We start from the raw sequence: 16,518 nt of genomic DNA, 5'->3' as shown, positions 1-16,518 counted from the left end.
TGGGGTCAGGGGCCGGGGCTGCCGGGGCTGGAGTGCCACAGCTTGCGCGGCGCCGACGTCCCCCGGCGCGACGTCTCCGGCTGCGCGGCCTCCCGCCGGGCCACCGTCATCGCGTCCTCGCCGGCGGGCCTGATGTCGGCGTAGGGCGACATGCGGAAGCCGGTCGGGTGCACCAGCACCGGCTTGACCACCACCGGACGAGAGCCGCGCGAGGCCGCCGCCCCGGTGATCGCCGCCTCGGTGTACTCGTCGCCGTCCCCCGCCCACCCAGCGGCCATGTGCTCGGCGACCGCGGCCACCCCGCCGACCTCCCAGGCCTCGTGCAACGCCGGCAGCTCCCACGCCCCGGTGGCCCGCAGCGAGACCCCCCGCGGACCGGTCCGGCGCAGCACCCCGCGGATCACCAACAGCCACGAGTGGAAGACCGTGGCGGCGTAGGGGCCCTGGGCGTCCTCGAAGAACGTGGAGTCGGTGCACCCGGTGCCGTCGTCCAGGGTCACGAACACCACCCGCCGGCCCGAGCGGATCGGCGGGGTCTGGGTCGCCACCTTGACCCCGGCGACCAGCACCTCCGCGTCGCTGCGGCAGCCGAGCAGCTCCCCCGCCGGCACCGCGCCGAGCGCGGCGAGGAAGGGCCGGTAGAAGTCCACGACGTGCCGGCTGGCGTCCAGGCCGAGCACCTCCAGCTCGGCGCGCACCAGCTCGGCGTCGGTGAACTCGGGCAGCCCGCTGCCGGTGGCCCAGTCGAGACCCGGTTCCTCCGCCTCCTCGCCGGGGAGCGCCAGCCCCATCAGGTCGAGGCTGAGCTGGCCGACCGAGGCGGCCTTCGCCCCGCTGCGGCTCCACCGGTCCAGCTCGCCGATCTGCAGCAGCAGGTCGCGGCGGGTGACCTGCCGGCGGCTGCGGGTGGGCCGACCGGCCTCGCGGTCGCGCACCCCGAACCCGTAGAGGGAGTCGAAGCCGCCGGCCAGCACCAACCGCTCCGCTACCGGCCGGGACACCGACGCCCGGTGCCAGAAGTCGATCAGCGACCGGAAGGGCTGCCCGGCGACGACGCGGGCCACCTCCTCCTCCGAGATGCCCTTCACGTCGGCCAGGGACAGCCGGATGCCGTAGCGCGACGGGTCGGGCATCGACGCCGGCATCCACTCCGGACGCCGCCACGGTCGCTCGTCCTCCTCCGGCTCGACCCGCTCGACGCGGTAGCTGCCGGTCGAGGCGTTGACGTCCAGCCCCAGCACCCGGACGCCGAAGTTGCGGGCGTCGTCGAGGATCAGCCGCTTCGGGTACATGCCCGGGTCGTGGGTGAGCACCCCGGCGAGGAAGGCCGCGGGGTGGTGCGTCTTGAGCCACGCCGACTGGTAGGTGGGCAGGGCGAACGCCGCGGCGTGGGCCTTGCAGAAACCGAACGAGCCGAAGGCGACCAGCACCTCCCACACCCGCTCGACGACCTCGACCGGGTAGCGCCGCAGCGCCTCGGGCATGAACCAGGCGCGCACCTCCGGGTGGAGGTCCTTCTCCCCAAAGGCCCGGCGCACCTCGTCGGCCTGGGCCAGGTCGCAACCGGTCATCTGCGCCACGATCTGCAGCACCTGCTCGTGGAAGACGACCACCCCGGCGGTCTCCTCGAGGACGGAGGCGAGGTCGCGGTGCGGGTAGACCGGCTCCCGCCAGCCGTTCCGGGCCAGGAGGAACGGGGTCACCATGTCGCTCTTCACCGGCCCGGGCCGGAACAGCGAGATGTCGATGACGATGTCCTCGAACGACCGCGGCCCGAACTTGCCGACCAGCTCCCGCTGCCCCGGCGACTCGATCTGGAACATGCCGAGCGTGCGGGTGCTGCGGATCAGCTCGAACGTCGTCGGGTCGTCCCGCGGGACCGCGTCGATGTCGACGACCTCACCGTCGACCCGGGCCACCTCGTCGACGGCGTGCGCGATCGCCGACTGCATCCGGATGCCCAGCAGGTCGAGCTTGAGCAGCCCGAGCTCCTCGACGTCGTCCTTGTCGAACTGGCTCATCGGGTAGCCCAGGTGGCTGTTCTCCACCGGGGTGCGGTCGAGCAGCGTGGCGTCGGAGAGCAGCACCCCGCAGGGGTGCAGCGCGATGTGCCGGGGCAGCCCGTCGAGCCGGGCGACGAGGTCGAAGAGCAGGTCGAGGTCGCCGGAGCCGCCGCCGCGCCGGGATCCGAGCCGGCTGGCCCGCAGCTCCGGGAGGTCCTTGAGCGCGGCGTGCACCTGGCTGGCCCGGACGTGCGGGAAGGCCTTGGCGACCGCGTCGACCTCGGCCGGCGGGAGGCCCAGCGCGGCGCCGACGTCGCGGATGGCGTGCCGCACCCGGTAGGTGTCCATCATCGAGATGCAGCTGACCCGCTGCGCCCCGAAACGGTCGAGGACCGCGTCGTAGACCTCCATCCGCCGGGCGGACTCCACGTCGATGTCGACGTCGGGCAGCTGGTGGCGCAGCGGGGAGAGGAAGCGCTCCATCAGCAGGCCGTACCGGATCGGGTCGACGTCGGAGATGCCGAGCAGGTAGGTGACCAGGCTGCCGGCGCCCGAGCCCCTGGCGGCCGCCCTGATCCCCAGGCCCGTGATGAGGTCGACCACGTCGGCGACGGTGAGGAAGTAGGACGGGTAGCCGAGGTCGTCGATGACGGCCAGCTCGTCGGCCAGCCGCCCCCGCACCCGCTCGGTCAGCGGCATCCCGCGCCGGCCCAGCCCGGCCTCGCAGCGGGCGCGCAGCACCTGTGACGGGGTCATCCCCCGCTCGGCCGGGGTGGTGACCACGTCGAGCTCGGGGTGGCGCACCGTGCCGATGCCGAGGTCGGCCCGGACGTCGACCGCGCACTGCTCGGCCAGCCGGGCGGTGCGCTCCAGCAGTCGCCGCACCGCGTCGCGGTCGGGGCCGATCACGTCCTCGGCGACCTCGGCCATCTCCTTGCCCGACTTCAGGTGGCCCTCGGCGGTGCGCCGGTCGACGTGCCGGGCGTCCAGCGGGACGAGCCGCCGCGCGGCGTCGAGGACGTCGGCGGTCGGCGCGTCGAGCGCGTCGACGTAGCGCACGGCGTTGGTCAGCACCGCCGGCACCCCCTGCGCGGTGGCGAACCGGAGCATCCGCTGCGCCCGGGCGCGGTCACCGCGGCCGCGGTGGTGCACGACCTCCAGCGCCAGGGACCCCGAGCCGAAGACCGCGCGCCAGGCGTCCAGCCGGGCGGCGGCGACGTCGGCCCGGCCGGCGGCCAGCGCCCGGCCCACCGGGGAGTCGGGCCCCAGCAGCACGATCAGCCCCGCGGCGTGCTCGGCGGCCAGGGCCAGCGAACTGACCGGTTCCCCCCGGGTGCCGCGCAGGTGGGTGGCGCTGGTCAAGCGGCACAGCGACCGCCAGCCAGCGCCGTCCCGGGCGAGGAAGGTGACCCGAGGCAGCCGGGGGTCGACGCTGGCCCCGCCGCGGGCCGGCACCCGGCGTCCCGACCCGGCCCGGCCGGACCCGTCGACCGGCCCGCCCGGTCGGCGCGACCTCGTCCGCTCCGGCGAGTGCCCGCCACCGAGCACCGGGGCGAGGGCCGGCGGCACCGTGCTGTCCACCGTGGGCACGACGGCGAGGTCCACCCCGAACACCGGCCGGACGTCGGCCGCCCGGCAGGCCAGGGCGAACTTCACCGTGCCGTAGAGCCCGTCGCGGTCGGTCAGCGCCAGGGCCGGCATCCCGTGCTCGGCGGCCCGGGTGACCAGGTCGGCCGGGTGGTTGGCCCCGTACTGCATGGAGTAGCCCGAGGCGACGTGGAGGTGGACGAAGGGGTCGGCCCTCACCTCCTGTTCCGGGGCTCGACGCCGACCACGCGTGGACGCTCCGGACGGGGGGACCCGGGTGACGGCGTGCTGCCCACAGCGTCCTCGACCACGGTGAGGAAGGTGCGGACGTCGCGGACGAGGTCGTCGGCCTCGCGCTCGGTCACCGCCCGGGAGAGGCCGGCCTCCGCGGCGGCCCGCTTGGCGGCCCCGGCGGCGAAGAAGGTGGCCCACTCCTCCAGCTCCGGCGCGACCTGCCCGAGCAGCACCCAGGCGCTGCGCGGACGCCGCCGCCCGGACTCCGGCCGGGTGCGGGCGGCCAGCACCGCCGCGGCGGCGCGCAGCGCGCCCAGGTGAGCGGTGGCGTAGCGCTGCCGGGCATCGGTGCTCGCCGCCGCCTCGGCCAGCGCCCGGTGGGCCTGGTCGAGCAGCTGGCTGGCCGCGGGTGGCAGCGGCGGGGGCAGGGGCAGCTGGTCGGCCACGGCGCGGACGGCACCCATCAGTCGTGCACCCGCACGAGCGACCAGCGGTTGGCGGCGGACTCCCAGCTGAGGTCGAAGACGCCGGCAGAGCTCGTCCGCGACCGGCCGGCCCGGACCGCCTCCACCCGCCACACCTCGCGGGTGGCGACCAGGTCGGCGGAGGCGCCGCCGACCACCTCGGGCGCACACTGCCACCACGGGGCGGTCTCCACCCACGAGTCGAGCAGCTCTCCCACGACGTAGCGCGACCGCCCGCGCCAGAACTGCGCCGGGCCGAGCGGGCCGGGCTCGACCTGCACCTGCTCGCCGACCCGACCGCCGACCCCGCTCAGCACCCGGCTCATGCCACGACTCCCCACCGCTGCTCGCCGCCTCGACCGGCCCGACCCACCGCACCGGGTGGGGAAGGACCCGGGTGCGGCGGGAGGGCCGACGTAGTTCGAACTGGTGTTCGAATACATCGAGTAGACCTCATCTTGCCGCCAACGTCAAGCTGGACGTGCGCACCGTGCGGACATGCATACGCGCCATCGGGCACACGGCCTCGTCAGGTACTGCGCACATCGGCGTTCCACGCAGCCACAGGAAAATCGATCTCCACGAACGGGTACTGACCAAGGACTGTCGCCGCCGGATGCCGGACCAGCCCCTCGTCGACCGGCCGCCTCACGTGCGGAACGGGTCGGGTGGCGCGAGCTCGTCGAGCCAGGGCGGGTCGGGTTCGGGGTCGTGGTACCAGCCGGGTGGGCGGGTCGTTCGGGAGACCCCTGACGGCGTGCGGACCGCCAGCCGGCCGTCGGGGAGCAGGGTGAAGGACCAGCCGCGGGCGAACGTCTTGATCCGGTGGTGTCGCCGGCAGAGACAGCAGAGGTTCCAGCAGGCGGTGGGCCCGCCGTCGGCGTAGGCCTGCCCGTGGTCGATGTCGCAGCGGCCGGGACGGCGGCGGCACCCCGGCATGCGACAGTGCCGGTCACGGACCGTGACGAGGTGACGCTGGGCCACCCTCGGCCGGTAACAGCGGGTCGGCCCGGGAGGTCGAAGTCCGGGCCCGTCATCCACCTCGCCGGCCGGTGCCACTCCGCTGGACGCGCCGGTTGCTGCGGCAGACTGCTCTGCTGTGGGGGTGGGCCGGCCGACACCCGGCCGACCTCGGCGGCGGACCCGGCGACCCCGTCCGGCGGCGCGGCGGAGCTCGGCGCGGGTGGCCACGGCGATGGTCTCGCCGGTAGCCGCGTCGTCGATCGCGACGGCGATCGACCCACCGGTCGGTGGCGGGCGCAATCCGAGCACGTCCAGGGAGGCCAGGATCTCGCGGCACTGGGCCGCCGAGATGACCTGGCCGTCCATCTCCGCCGGTGCCGCGCCGACCGGCGCGTCGGGTCGCAGCGAGGGCAGTGCGACGTGGAGGAGCAGTTGCGCGGTCACGGGTGGGCGACTGGTGTCCCACGGCCGCAGGATCAGATCCAGCGCCGCGGCCGAGCGCAGCAGGCCCATCGGACGGTCGTCGCCGTCGGCACGCATCCACCGCGCGTACTGGTCGACCGCGTCGCGAGCGGCGTACACGGCCGGCAGCGGCCCCTCGATCACCAGGCGACCGAGATCGTCGGCGGTGCGTTCCACGTGCACGTCGGCCTTGCGCTCGGCCTCCTTGCGGCGGCGCTCCTTGGCCTCGGCGTCCACCCGGTACAGGTGGTAACGGGCCCGGTCGCCCAGCCGGGACGACGGACAGTCCTCGGCGCCGTCCAGCACCCGCGCCTGAACTCCGGCGGCGACGGCGTCGTCGACGTCGCCGAGCAGGTCGAGCAGGATCCGCGCCTTGCGCACCGTCAGCCGCCCCGCGTACAGCGCCGACCAGGTGGCGGCCAGCTTGGTGGTGAGCAGCAGCGACTCGACCGCCAGCCGGGAGGCCTCGGCCTCCGAGCAGTGGCGGATGAGGGCCAGCTCGGTCACGAAGTCGTCGGACACGTCGGCGAGCGCGGCCGGGCGCATCGCCCGCGAGTCCGGCCCCGGCCCACCCCGGGGACCGAAGTCGCGGTCGCGCTCGGCCGAGCGCCGGCGGGCCAGCTCTGCGATGGTGGCGGCCTGGCGGGCGTGCTCGCGGGCCATGTGCGCATCGGCCGACCAGATGTCGCAGACCAGCTCCAGCTCACCCAGCTGCGGCGAGACCACCTCCGAGGGCAGGACGGGGACCGGCTCGCCCTCCTCCGGTGACCGCGGCACCCCTCCGTCCTCCATGGCTGCACGGTAACCACGGGGTCTGACGATTCTGGCTGGTCAGATACGTGCGCGAAGCGGACCCGGACACGGAGTCACCCGCAGCCGAACCGACGTGACACATCCGTGGCGCTCGGTTGCGCGCCCTCGGTACCCGTACTCGCCCGTCATGTCAGGGGACCCGGCCAGGTGTCGAGGGCGAGCAGGGCATGGACGGTGCGCGGGTCCCCAGCGAGACGGTGACGACTTCTCGACCGCGATTCGCTGGGCGACGAGCCCGAGGTCTTCACCGGCTCCGGAACGCTGAGCTCAGGGATGCCATCAGCTTCATCGCTCCCCCTCGTCGTCCTCCACCGGCACAGGCTGGAAGTTGGCCGGATCGGTCAGGGCGGTAGACCCGTGCAGCTCCACCCGACCGTCCGCGTCGACCGCGTACACGTCGACGCCGAGCCGAGATCGCACCCACGTCGGCACCCGCTTGGCGGCAGACAGGGCGGTGTCCGGGACGACGACCGCACAGCGGGTGCGCGACCTCGGTTCGTCTCCCATGCGACGCAGCAGTTGGCCGTACATCGTGTCGAGGCCGGGGCTGGCGGTGCGCCCCTTGGCCTCGGCGTAGATCGTCGTGCCGTCCTTGTGCGCGACCACGTCCACGAACTCCACTTCGTGGGTCACCTGCCAGCCGTCACCTTCGAGGAAGGCGCAGAAGACGTCGACCACGCGAGCCTCGTCGCCGCGCATCAGCCCGCCGGCCGGATGTCCAGGGCGGGCAGGGCGTCGACGATGCGCATGGTCTCCAGCGAGACTGTCACGATGCGGGCGAGCAGGTCGAGGATGTAGCGCGGGTCGCCGACCTCGCGGGACCAGTCGTTGGGGTCGTTGACGATGCCCGACGCCTTGTCGGTCTTCACCCCGACGTCAGGGTCCATCATCGGGACCTCGGATGCCGCCACAGTCATCGCATCCGCGCAGACAGCGGCGCCAGAGCCGTGCGTCCAGCAGGTCGGGCCGGATGCCGCGCCGAGTGGGAGACTTCCCGGCGTGGACGCCCCGCCGCACCCCCGCGTGGCCGCGATCGCCCGACTGCTGGCCGACGCGGGGGCGACCGGGCAGGTGCTCGAGCTCCCCGAGGGCGCCCGCACCGCCGCCGAGGCCGCGGCCGGGCTCGGCGTCCCGGTCGGGGCGATCGCCAACAGCCTGGTGTTCGACGTCGACGGCGCGCCGCTGCTCGTGCTCACCAGCGGGGCCCACCGGGTCGACGTGGCCAAGGTGGCCGCGCTGCTCGGCGTCCCCGGGATGCGCCCGGCCTCCCCCGACTTCGTCCGCCGGCACACCGGGCAGCCCATCGGCGGGGTCGCCCCCATCGGGCACCCCGAGCCGATCGACACCCTGGTCGACGTCGAGCTCGCCCGGTACGACCGGGTCTGGGCCGCCGCGGGGCACCCGCACGCGGTCTTCCCCACCAGCTACGCAGAGCTGCTGCGGCTGACCGGCGGCACGGCGGCCGAGGTCGGGGACGACCCGGCCGAGGTCGCGGAGGCGACCGCGTCATGACCGGTACGACGCCTGCCGCGCGGGTCACCGAGCTGTCCACCGGCTGGCTGCGCGACCACATGCACGAGGCCCTGGCGATCTACGGCGCGGCGATGGGCTACGCGTCGTCGGTGGTGGCCGGCCGCTACGGCTACGCCATCCAGCACAGCGAGCGCGCCGGTTTCCGGGCGGTGGGCGCCTTCGTGCCGACCCGGGAGGGCGAGGTCCTCGTCGGGTTCGGCTACGGGTACCTGATCACTCCCGGCCAGTGGTGGCACGACCAGGTGCGCGCCGCGCTCGACCGGCGCACGGCGAAGCGGTGGCTGCCCGGCGCCTTCGAGGTCTGCGAGCTGCACGTCCACCCCGACTCCCAGAGCCGCGGGCTGGGCCGCCAGCTGCTGCACGCCCTGCTGGCCGGCCTGCCGTACCCGACGGCGCTGCTGTCCACCCCGGACGCCGACACCAAGGCCTTCCGGCTCTACCACGCCGACGGCTTCGTCGACCTGGCCCGCAACCACCACTTCCCCGGCGACTCCCGCCCCTTCGCGATCCTCGGCGCCCGCCTGCCGCTGCCGTCGCCGGCCCCGCGGGCCGACCGGCCGTGAGGGCGCAGGACACCGCCGTCGACGCCGTCGTCGTCGGTGCCGGCCACAACGGGCTGGTCGCCGCCTGCTACCTCGCCCGCGCCGGGCTGCGCGTGGAGATGGTCGAGCGCGACGAGGTGCTCGGCGGCGCGGTCTCCACCGTCGAGCGGTGGCCCGGCGTCCGCGTCGACCGGGGGTCGAGCGCGCACGTCGTCGTCCGGCAGAGCGGGATCGTCGAGGAGCTCGACCTCGCAGCCCACGGCCTGCGCTACGTCGACTGCGACCCGTGGGGCTTCGCGCCCGCGCCGTCCCCCGGCGACCCCGGCCCCGACGGGCAGCCGCTGGTCCTCTCCGTCGACCTCGACGCCACCTGCGCCTCGATCGCGGCCGCCTGCGGCCCGGCCGACGCGGCCGCCTACCGGCGCTTCGTCGAGGTGTGGGCGCCGCGCAGCCGGGCGGTGGTGGCCTCCTTCGGACGGCGGCCGACCGCGGCCGGTCTGGTGCGCTCCTTCTGGCCGCTGGGCGCCCCCGCCGACGGCCGGCCGCGCACGTCGGGCGGCGACCTCGCCGTCGACTTCCTCGGCTCCGGCGACGCGCTGCTGGACCGCTGGTTCACCAGCGAGCGCCTCAAGGCAGCACTCGCCTGGTTCGGCGCGCAGTCCGGCCCGCCGGTGTCCGAGCCGGGCACCGCGGCGATGGTGGCCTGGGTGACGCTGCTGCACGACGTCCCGCCGGGCCACCCGGTGGGCGGCTCCGGCGGGCTGACCCAGGCGCTGCGCCGCCGGCTGGAGGCCGACGGCGGGCGGGTCACCCTGGGGGACGGCGCGGCCCGGCTGCTGGTCGAGGGCGGCCGGGTGAGCGGCGTGGAGACCGGGTCCGGACGGCGGGTGGCGGCCCCGGTCGTCGTCGCCGCCTGCCACGTGCTGGCCACCCGCGACCTGGCCGGCGAGCACGCCCCGCCGGCGCTGGTGCAGGCCGACCCGCCGGTGGGCAACGGCTTCGGCCTCGTCGTCCGCGCGCTCACCGACGCCCCGCCGGCCTACCCGGGGGTCGAGCCGGCGCAGGCGCTGGGCGGGCTGCAGCTCTTGTGCACCCACCGGGCCCAGCTGGCCGGCGCGCACGGCGACTGGCTGGCCGGCCGGCTGCCGCGCGACCCGGTGCCGCTGGCGATGTGCTTCTCGGCCAGCGACGACACCCTCGCCCCGCCCGGTCGGCACGTGGTGACCATCTGGGGCCAGTGGTACCCGTACGAGCTCGCCGACGGCGCCGACTGGGACGCGATCGCCGAGTCCGAGGCGGCCCGGCTGGTCGCCGCGGTCGCCCGCTTCGCGCCCGGGTTCGCCGCCTCGGTGCAGCGGCTGTACGTGCAGACCCCGCTGCTGCTCGAGCGGGAACTGTCGCTGCTGCGTGGCAACGTCATGCACGTGGAGATGGGGCTGGCCAGCATGTTCGCCTTCCGGCCCACGCCCGCCCTGTCGGGGTACCGCGTCCCCGGCTTGCCCGGCCTCTACCTGGCCGGCGCCTCCACCCACCCCGGCGGCGGGGTGTCGGGCAACTCCGGGCGGACGGCGGCCCGCGTCGTCCTGGCCGATCGCCGGCTGCCTGCCCGGGTGCGCACGACCGCGGGTCGGTTGCTGGCTCGGGCGCGGACGTGACCGGCCTCGCCACCGTGCGACCGGTCCGTGGGCCGACCGCGCTCCCGTGGGTGCCCGCGGTCCTGCTGGTGCTGACCGCGATCGCCTACCCGCTCACCGCCGGCGCCGCTCGCGACGCGGTCAGCTGGACCATCGTGCTGCTCGGAGCTCTGGTCTCGGTGGCGCACGCGGCGGTCAGCCGGGGCGCGCGCACCGGCGCCGGCGTCGGTCTGCTGACCGCGGCGACCGCGGTGCTCTTCGAGGCGGTCGGCCTGGCCGCCGGCGTCCCCTACGGGGAGTACACCTACAGCGACGACCTGGGCCCCACGCTGCTCGGCGTCCCGTTCCTCGTGCCGCTGGCCTGGCTGATGATGGCCTGGCCGAGCTGGCTGCTGGCCCGCCGGCTCACCCGCGACGTCCGGGCCGACCGCCGGCGGCCGGCCCGGGTCGCCGTCGCCGCGGCGGTGTTCGCCGGCTGGGACGTCGTGCTCGACCCGCAGATGGTGCAGGCCGGGTACTGGACCTGGACGCACCCGGCTCCGTCGCTGCCGGGCATCGTCACGGTGCCGCTGACCAACCTGGCCGGCTGGCTGCTGGCCGGCGTCGTCCTCATGACGCTGCTCGACCTGCTGGTCGCGCGCACCGCCGCGGCCGTGCCGCGCGCCGGGGACGGCGCGCCGCTGCTGGTGCTGGGCTGGATGACCCTCGGCGGCGCGCTGGCGCACGCCGGCTGGCTGGGCCTGCCCGGCTCGGCGGTGTGGGGCGGAGTGCTCGCCGTCCCGGTGCTGGTCGCCCTGGCGGTGCAGGCCCGCCGGCCGCGGTGACCGGCCGGCTGCTGCGCGCGCTCTCCGCGACGGCGGTCGCCGGGGCGCTGCACGCGGCGGTCAACGTGGCGCTGCTGCGCCGCCCCCCCGCGCAGCTGCCGCCGGTGCGCCGCCCGGTCACCGTCGTGCTGCCGGTGCGCGACGAGGAGGCGCAGGTCGGCGGCTGCCTGGCCGCGGTGCTGGCCCAGCGGGGCGTGCCCGACCTGCGGGTGGTCGTGGTGGACGACGGCTCGACCGACGGCACCGCCGCGGTGGTGCGGGCGGTGACCGACCCCCGGGTACGGCTGGTGACCGCTCCGCCCCCGCCGCCGGGCTGGCTGGGCAAGCCGCACGCCTGCGCCACCGGTGCGGCCGTGGCGACGGGCGAGGCCGGCGCCGGCGACGGCGTCCTGGTCTTCGTCGACGCCGACGTCCGGCTCTCCCCCGACGCGGTCGCCGGCGCGGTGGCCGTCCTCGACGCCCACGACCTGGACCTGGTCTCCCCGTGGCCGCGGCCGGTGACCGCGACCACGGCCGAGCGGCTGGTGCAGCCGCTGGGCCCCTGGCTGTGGGTCACCACGCTGCCGGTGCGGCTGGCCGAGCGCTCGCCGCGGCCCTCGCTGACCGCGGCCAACGGCCAGTTCCTCGTCCTGACCCGTGCGGCGTACGAACGGGCCGGCGGGCACGGCGCGGTGCGCGGCCAGGTGATCGAGGACGTCGCGCTGGCGCGGGCGGTGAAACGGGCCGGTGGCCGGGCGGTGCCGGTCGACGGTTCCCGGCTGGCCGGCTGCCGGATGTACGAGGGCTGGTCGGCGCTGCGGGCGGGCTACACGAAGTCGCTGTGGGCCGCGGTCGGCGGGTCGCCGGGGGCGAGCGTCGCGGTCGCCGCCGCGCTGACCGCCGTCTGGGTGCTGCCGGCCCTGGCCGCGCTGCGCGGCTCGCGGGCCGGGCTGGCCGGGTACGCGGCGGGGGTGGCCGGGCGGGCGGTGTCGGCCGCGGCGACCGGCGGCCGGGTCTGGCCGGACTCGCTGGCGCACCCGGTGTCGGTGCTGCTGTTCGACGTCCTGCTGGCCGGGTCGGTGGCCGCCCGGCGGCGGGGTGTGCTGACCTGGCGCGGTCGCGTCCTGTAGGAACGGGCGGTGCCCGACCCCGGCGCGGGGAGCGACCCGGCCGCCGACGGCGTGCGGGGTGCGGCCGGCCGCGCGGTGGCCGAGGCCGCGGCGCTCACCCTGGCCTGGCACGTGGTCCTGGTGGCCGCCGCGTACGGCCTGCCCCCGCTCTCGCCGTCCTGGTTCCCCGACCTGGGCGCCACCGTGGTGAACCTGGCGGCCGCCGTCGTACCGGTTGCGGTGGTCGTGCGCCGGGGCTGGGGAGACCGCCCGTGGCTGCGCACCGCCTGGCCGCGCCGACCGCTGCTGCTGGTGCCGGTGCTCGCCGTGGCCCTGTCCTACGCCGCGCCCGGCATCGAGGGCGGCGCCGGCGTGCTGCTCTCGTCCGCCGTCCTGTTCCTGGTGCTCGGCGCGAGCGAGGAGCTGCAGAGCCGCGGCGTGGTGCAGGAGGTGCTGGCGCCGCTGCGTCCGCGCCCGCGGGTGCTGTGCGTGGGGGTGCTGTTCGGGCTGGGTCACGTGCTGTCGGCCGTCGCGTTCGGCCGGCCGGTCGACGACACGGTCGCCCAGGTGGTCTCCACGACCGCCTTCGGGGCCGGGTTCGCCGCTCTCCGCCTGCACACCGTCGCGCTCTGGCCGCTGGCGCTGCTGCACGGCCTGGACGACTGGTGCCAGGTCAACAGCCCGGGGGCCGCGCCGTGGTGGTGGCAGCTCGCCGTCGCGGTCGGCTACGCGGCGGCCGCATGGGAGCTGACCCGCCCGCACGCCCTCGCTGCGCCACCGGACCGGAGGTGGCCGAGGATGTCCCGGTGACCAGCTCGGACGCTCGTGTGCAGTTCGACCCGGCGACCATGGACGGCGGCGCCTTCTACCGGGTGCTCAACTCCGTCGTGGTGCCGCGCCCCATCGCCTGGGTGTGCAGCCGTTCGGCCGAGGGCGTGGTGAACCTGGCACCGCACTCGTTCTACACGGTGGCCTGCGCCGACCCGCCGGTGGTCCAGTTCACCTCGATCGGCCGCAAGGACTCGCTGCGCAACGTCGAGGCCACCGGCGAGTTCACCGTCAGCCTCACCCCGGAGTGGCTGTTCGAGCAGGTCAACGCCACCGGCACCGACTTCCCGCACGGGGTCAGCGAGGCCGAGGCGGTGGGGGTCGAGCTCGAGCCGGGCGAGCGGGTCGCCGTCCCCCGCGTCACCGGGTCGCCGGTGGCGCTGGAGTGCACCCTGCACGCCACGCTGCGGCTGGGCGACAGCACCGTGGTCTTCGGCCGGGTCGAGCTGATCAGCGCGTGGGAGAGCGTGGTCGAGGGCGGTCGGCCGCGGATCGGGCGGCTGCGCCCGCTGGCCCGCCTCGGCGGCAACGAGTGGACGACGCTCGGCGAGGTCAGGGAGATCAAGCGGATCCCCTACCGCCGCTGGGTCGAGGACCCGACGATCGGCGAGCAGCTGCGCGACGGCTAGCTGGGCAGGCTAGCTGGGCAGGCTAGCTGGGCAGGCTAGCTGGGCATGGGAAGCGATACGTGCGTTCTGGCGCCGGAAGTGCACGTATCGCTTCCCATGCCCAGTCCTCAGGTGCCCGGGCCTCAGGCAGGCAGGTGGGCGGCGACCTCGTCGGCGGCGTCGGCGCCGAAGGCGGCGGCGAAGCGCTCCAGGAACGGCTCGCGGACCAGCGAGTACTCCTGCGTGCCGACGACCTCGACCGCCTCGGTGGCCACCGCGGAGCCGAGCTGGGTGGCCCGCTCCGGGGAGAGTCCCCACACCTGGCCGGCGATGAAGCCGGCGCGCAGCGCGTCGCCGCCACCGGTGGGCTCGACCGGCTTGGTCTCCGGGACGGCGATCACCGAGATCGGCTCGGCGCCGCCCTGGCGCACGAGCACGCCCTCGGCGGCCCGGGTGGTGACCCACGTCCCGACGCGGGCGAGCACCTCCTGGTCGGTCCACCCGGTCTTCTGCAGCAGCAGCGCGGCCTCGTACTCGTTGGTGAACAGCAGCTGCGCGCCGTCCACCAGCTCGCGGATCATCTCGCCGTCGGCCCAGGCCAGCTGCTGGCTGGGGTCGGCGGCGAAGGGGTAGCCGCGCTGCCGGCACTCCTGGGTGTGCCGCACCATCGCCGTCGGGTCGTTGGGGCCGACGACGACCAGGTCCGGCGTCCCGACCCGGGCGGTGACCGGGGCCAGCTCGATGGACGACGCCTCCGACATGGCACCCGAGTAGAACGACGCGATCTGGTTGTTGACCACGTCGGTCGTGCACACGAACCGGGCGGTGTGCTTGAGCTGCGACCAGTGCACGCTGGCGGTGTCCACCCCGTGCCGGGTCAGCCAGGCGTCGTAGTCGGCGAAGTCGCTGCCCACCGCGCCGACCAGCACCGGCGCCAGCCCCAGCAGGCCCAGCCCGAAGGCCGTGTTGGCGCCCGCGCCGCCGCGGTGCTGCACCAGGTCGTCGACGAGGAAGGACAACGAGACGTTCTCCAGCTGCCCCTCGACGAACTGCTCGGTGAACCTCCCGGGGAAGGTCATCAGGTGGTCGGTGGCGATGGAGCCGGTGACGACGACGGGCACGGGCGCTCCCTGGGGTGCACGGCCCGCACGGTGTCGGGTCCGGGTGGACGGCAGTCCGGCACCGCACACCATAGGAGCCGGCCGGCGGGGCCGCCGTCCGGACCGTCACCCCCCCAGCGCCCGCCGCAGGGACACTCCCAGCTGGGCGGTCCCCACGACGCCGAGCAGGCAGCCGACGGCGGTTCCGCAGGTGACCACCGCAGCCGCGCCGCCGACGGCGGGGAGCACGCCCGCTCCGTCGAGCCCGAGGGCCGCGAGCACCCCCGCCCCGCCGAGGGTGAAGCCGGTCATCGCGACCCGGGTGGGGCGCTCCCAGACCGAGATCGCGCCGGTCTCGGCCAGCCCGGCCTGCCCGGCCCGGGCCCGCAGGTAGTCGGGCAGCCAGCACAGCGCGCCGAAGGCCGCCGCGAGCGGACCGGGCGCGCCGGCCACCCACAGCGCGGTGGCGAAGGCGGCCTCGCTGGCCCGGTCCACCGCGGAGTCCAGCACGAAGCCGCGGCGCGAGGCCCGGCCGGTGGCGATCGCCACCGCCCCGTCGAGGGAGTCCAGGACGGCGGAGACCCCGACGAGCACCCCGGCCAGCACCAGCCAGGGCCCGCCGAGCCGGGCCGGGACGACGGCGGCCGCGGCGACGAGCAGCCCGGCGGCGGTCACCGCGACCGGCGGCAGGCCGGCGAGGGGACGGGCCAGCGCGTAGGCGCCCGACAGCCACCCGCGGACCAGCCGGCTCTCCCCGGGGTCGGTCCCGCCGTGCCAGGTCGACCACGCGGCCAGGTACTCCTCGCGGCTCAGCACGGCGCCCCCATCACCGGTGCAGTCCACCAGCACCGGCACGGGCGGGGACAGTGGAGGGGTGCTCGCCGGCCTGTCCCCCGCCCGCCGCCGCCTGGTCCTCGCCGTCCTGGCCCTCGCCGTGGTCGCGGCACTCGTCGCCGGTGGAGCGCTCCTGCTGGGCCGGTCGTCGGACGCCGCCGGGGGCGAGGAGGTCGCGCAGGACGAGCCCGGGCCGGTGCTGCTGGTCCCGGGCTACGGCGGGTCGACCGCCGCGCTGGCGCCGCTGGCCGACCGGTTGGCCGCCGAGGGACGCGACGCGACGGTGGTCGCCGTCCCCGGCGACGGCACCGGCGACCTCGCCGCCTCCGCCGACGCGCTGGCCACGGCCGCCGAGCAGGCGATGGAGCGCACCGGCGCGGACAGCGTCGACGTCGTCGGCTACTCCGCGGGCGGGGTGGTCGCCCGGCTGTGGGTGGCCGAGGGGGGTGCGGACGTCGCCCGCCGGGTCGTCACGCTCGGCTCCCCACACCACGGCACCACGCTGGCCGACCTGGCCTCTTCCGTCGGGCAGCAGTGCCCCGAGGCCTGCCGGCAGATGACCACCGGCAGCGAGCTGCTCACCCGGCTCAACGCCGGCGACGAGACGCCGGAGGGCCCGGTCTGGATCAGCATCTGGACGACGCAGGACCAGACGGTGACCCCGCCGGAGTCCGCCCGCCTGGCCGGCGCGCTGGACCTGCCGGTGCAGTCGGTGTGCGCCGACGCGCTGGTCACCCACGCCGAGCTGCCCGGCGACCCGCTGGTGCAGGCGATGGTGCTCGCCGAGCTCGGCGCCGGCCCGCCGGTCGAGCTGGGCCCGGCCGACTGCGCCCGTCTGCGCGGCTGAGGGAGGCCGCCTCCTCGGCGTCCCCGAGCGCGGCCCCCTCCCGGGCGGCCTCCTGCAGGTGGAAGGACCCCGTCCCTCTCGAGAAGGACCCCGTCCTCCCACCCCTCGCGAGCTCAGGGCGGGGCCCTGGACGGGGCCAGGCGGGGGCAGGGGG

The 16,518-nt window shown here is 76.0% G+C and carries 16 protein-coding genes; 8 read left to right on the top strand and 8 right to left on the bottom strand.

Features of this window, described 5'->3' with window-relative positions; all coding sequences use genetic code 11:
* Window positions 1-5: 5 nt before the first annotated feature.
* From DQ238_RS15685 to DQ238_RS22880, 6 genes are all read right to left on the bottom strand, one after another.
* Window positions 6-3,809 carry a DNA polymerase III subunit alpha gene (locus DQ238_RS15685; protein WP_113782202.1) on the bottom strand — a complete coding sequence of 1,268 codons (3,804 nt, stop codon included), beginning with the start codon at window positions 3,807-3,809 and terminating at the stop codon, window positions 6-8.
* Window positions 3,806-4,288, bottom strand: a complete 483-nt coding sequence (locus tag DQ238_RS15680) for an SAV_6107 family HEPN domain-containing protein (RefSeq protein WP_113782201.1) — start codon at window positions 4,286-4,288, stop codon at window positions 3,806-3,808. Before DQ238_RS15680 ends, DQ238_RS15685 begins: the two co-directional genes overlap by 4 nt.
* The gene (locus tag DQ238_RS15675; protein WP_113782200.1) at window positions 4,288-4,614 is read right to left on the bottom strand and encodes a DUF6504 family protein; all 327 of its coding nucleotides are present in this window, start codon (window positions 4,612-4,614) and stop codon (window positions 4,288-4,290) included. The genes DQ238_RS15680 and DQ238_RS15675 overlap by 1 nt, the downstream gene beginning before the upstream one ends.
* 322 nt (window positions 4,615-4,936) lie before the next feature.
* Window positions 4,937-6,505 (bottom strand): HNH endonuclease signature motif containing protein, encoded by a 1,569-nt coding sequence (locus DQ238_RS15670; RefSeq protein ID WP_147263096.1) that lies wholly within the window; start codon window positions 6,503-6,505, stop codon window positions 4,937-4,939.
* 306 nt (window positions 6,506-6,811) lie between these two features.
* Window positions 6,812-7,204, bottom strand: coding sequence for a hypothetical protein (locus DQ238_RS15665; protein ID WP_199506381.1), 393 nt, complete (start codon window positions 7,202-7,204; stop codon window positions 6,812-6,814).
* A 20-nt stretch (window positions 7,205-7,224) separates the two neighbouring features.
* Entirely contained in the window at window positions 7,225-7,413 is a 189-nt protein-coding gene (locus DQ238_RS22880; RefSeq protein WP_199506380.1) for a hypothetical protein, read from the bottom strand.
* Window positions 7,414-7,525: 112 nt separating this feature from the next.
* Here DQ238_RS22880 and DQ238_RS15660 point away from each other — a divergent pair, with 112 nt between their 5' ends.
* From DQ238_RS15660 to DQ238_RS15630, 7 genes are read left to right on the top strand one after another with little or no spacing between them, the layout of a single operon-like run.
* Window positions 7,526-8,038, top strand: a complete 513-nt coding sequence (locus DQ238_RS15660) for a YbaK/EbsC family protein (protein WP_199506379.1) — start codon at window positions 7,526-7,528, stop codon at window positions 8,036-8,038.
* On the top strand, window positions 8,035-8,622 hold the full coding sequence (locus DQ238_RS15655) for a GNAT family N-acetyltransferase (protein ID WP_113782197.1): 588 nt from the start codon (window positions 8,035-8,037) through the stop codon (window positions 8,620-8,622). The genes DQ238_RS15660 and DQ238_RS15655 overlap by 4 nt, the downstream gene beginning before the upstream one ends.
* Entirely contained in the window at window positions 8,619-10,256 is a 1,638-nt protein-coding gene (locus tag DQ238_RS15650; protein ID WP_113782196.1) for an NAD(P)/FAD-dependent oxidoreductase, read from the top strand. Before DQ238_RS15655 ends, DQ238_RS15650 begins: the two co-directional genes overlap by 4 nt.
* 50 nt (window positions 10,257-10,306) lie before the next feature.
* Entirely contained in the window at window positions 10,307-11,059 is a 753-nt protein-coding gene (locus tag DQ238_RS15645; protein ID WP_233496013.1) for a carotenoid biosynthesis protein, read from the top strand.
* The gene (locus DQ238_RS15640; protein ID WP_113782195.1) at window positions 11,056-12,168 is read left to right on the top strand and encodes a glycosyltransferase family 2 protein; all 1,113 of its coding nucleotides are present in this window, start codon (window positions 11,056-11,058) and stop codon (window positions 12,166-12,168) included. Before DQ238_RS15645 ends, DQ238_RS15640 begins: the two co-directional genes overlap by 4 nt.
* 9 nt (window positions 12,169-12,177) lie before the next feature.
* On the top strand, window positions 12,178-12,957 hold the full coding sequence (locus tag DQ238_RS15635) for a CPBP family intramembrane glutamic endopeptidase (protein ID WP_113782194.1): 780 nt from the start codon (window positions 12,178-12,180) through the stop codon (window positions 12,955-12,957).
* Window positions 12,954-13,604 (top strand): flavin reductase family protein, encoded by a 651-nt coding sequence (locus DQ238_RS15630; protein WP_233496003.1) that lies wholly within the window; start codon window positions 12,954-12,956, stop codon window positions 13,602-13,604. Before DQ238_RS15635 ends, DQ238_RS15630 begins: the two co-directional genes overlap by 4 nt.
* A gap of 122 nt (window positions 13,605-13,726) precedes the next feature.
* Here DQ238_RS15630 and DQ238_RS15625 read toward each other — a convergent pair whose 3' ends face one another.
* Both DQ238_RS15625 and DQ238_RS15620 read right to left on the bottom strand, forming a co-directional pair.
* On the bottom strand, window positions 13,727-14,704 hold the full coding sequence (locus DQ238_RS15625) for a carbohydrate kinase family protein (protein WP_113782192.1): 978 nt from the start codon (window positions 14,702-14,704) through the stop codon (window positions 13,727-13,729).
* 105 nt (window positions 14,705-14,809) lie between these two features.
* The gene (locus DQ238_RS15620; RefSeq protein ID WP_233496002.1) at window positions 14,810-15,538 is read right to left on the bottom strand and encodes a CDP-alcohol phosphatidyltransferase family protein; all 729 of its coding nucleotides are present in this window, start codon (window positions 15,536-15,538) and stop codon (window positions 14,810-14,812) included.
* A 19-nt stretch (window positions 15,539-15,557) separates the two neighbouring features.
* On the opposite strand from DQ238_RS15620, the gene DQ238_RS15615 reads away from it, so the two are divergent.
* A complete protein-coding gene (locus DQ238_RS15615; RefSeq protein ID WP_113782191.1) occupies window positions 15,558-16,364 on the top strand; it encodes an alpha/beta fold hydrolase in 807 nt (268 codons plus the stop codon).
* Window positions 16,365-16,518 lie beyond the last annotated feature (154 nt).

The sequence above is a fragment of the Geodermatophilus sp. TF02-6 genome (genome assembly GCF_003319115.1).
Lineage (GTDB): Bacteria > Actinomycetota > Actinomycetes > Mycobacteriales > Geodermatophilaceae > Geodermatophilus.
Note: the sequence above shows the minus strand (reverse complement) of the source record. Positions and strands in the feature narration are given on the sequence as shown.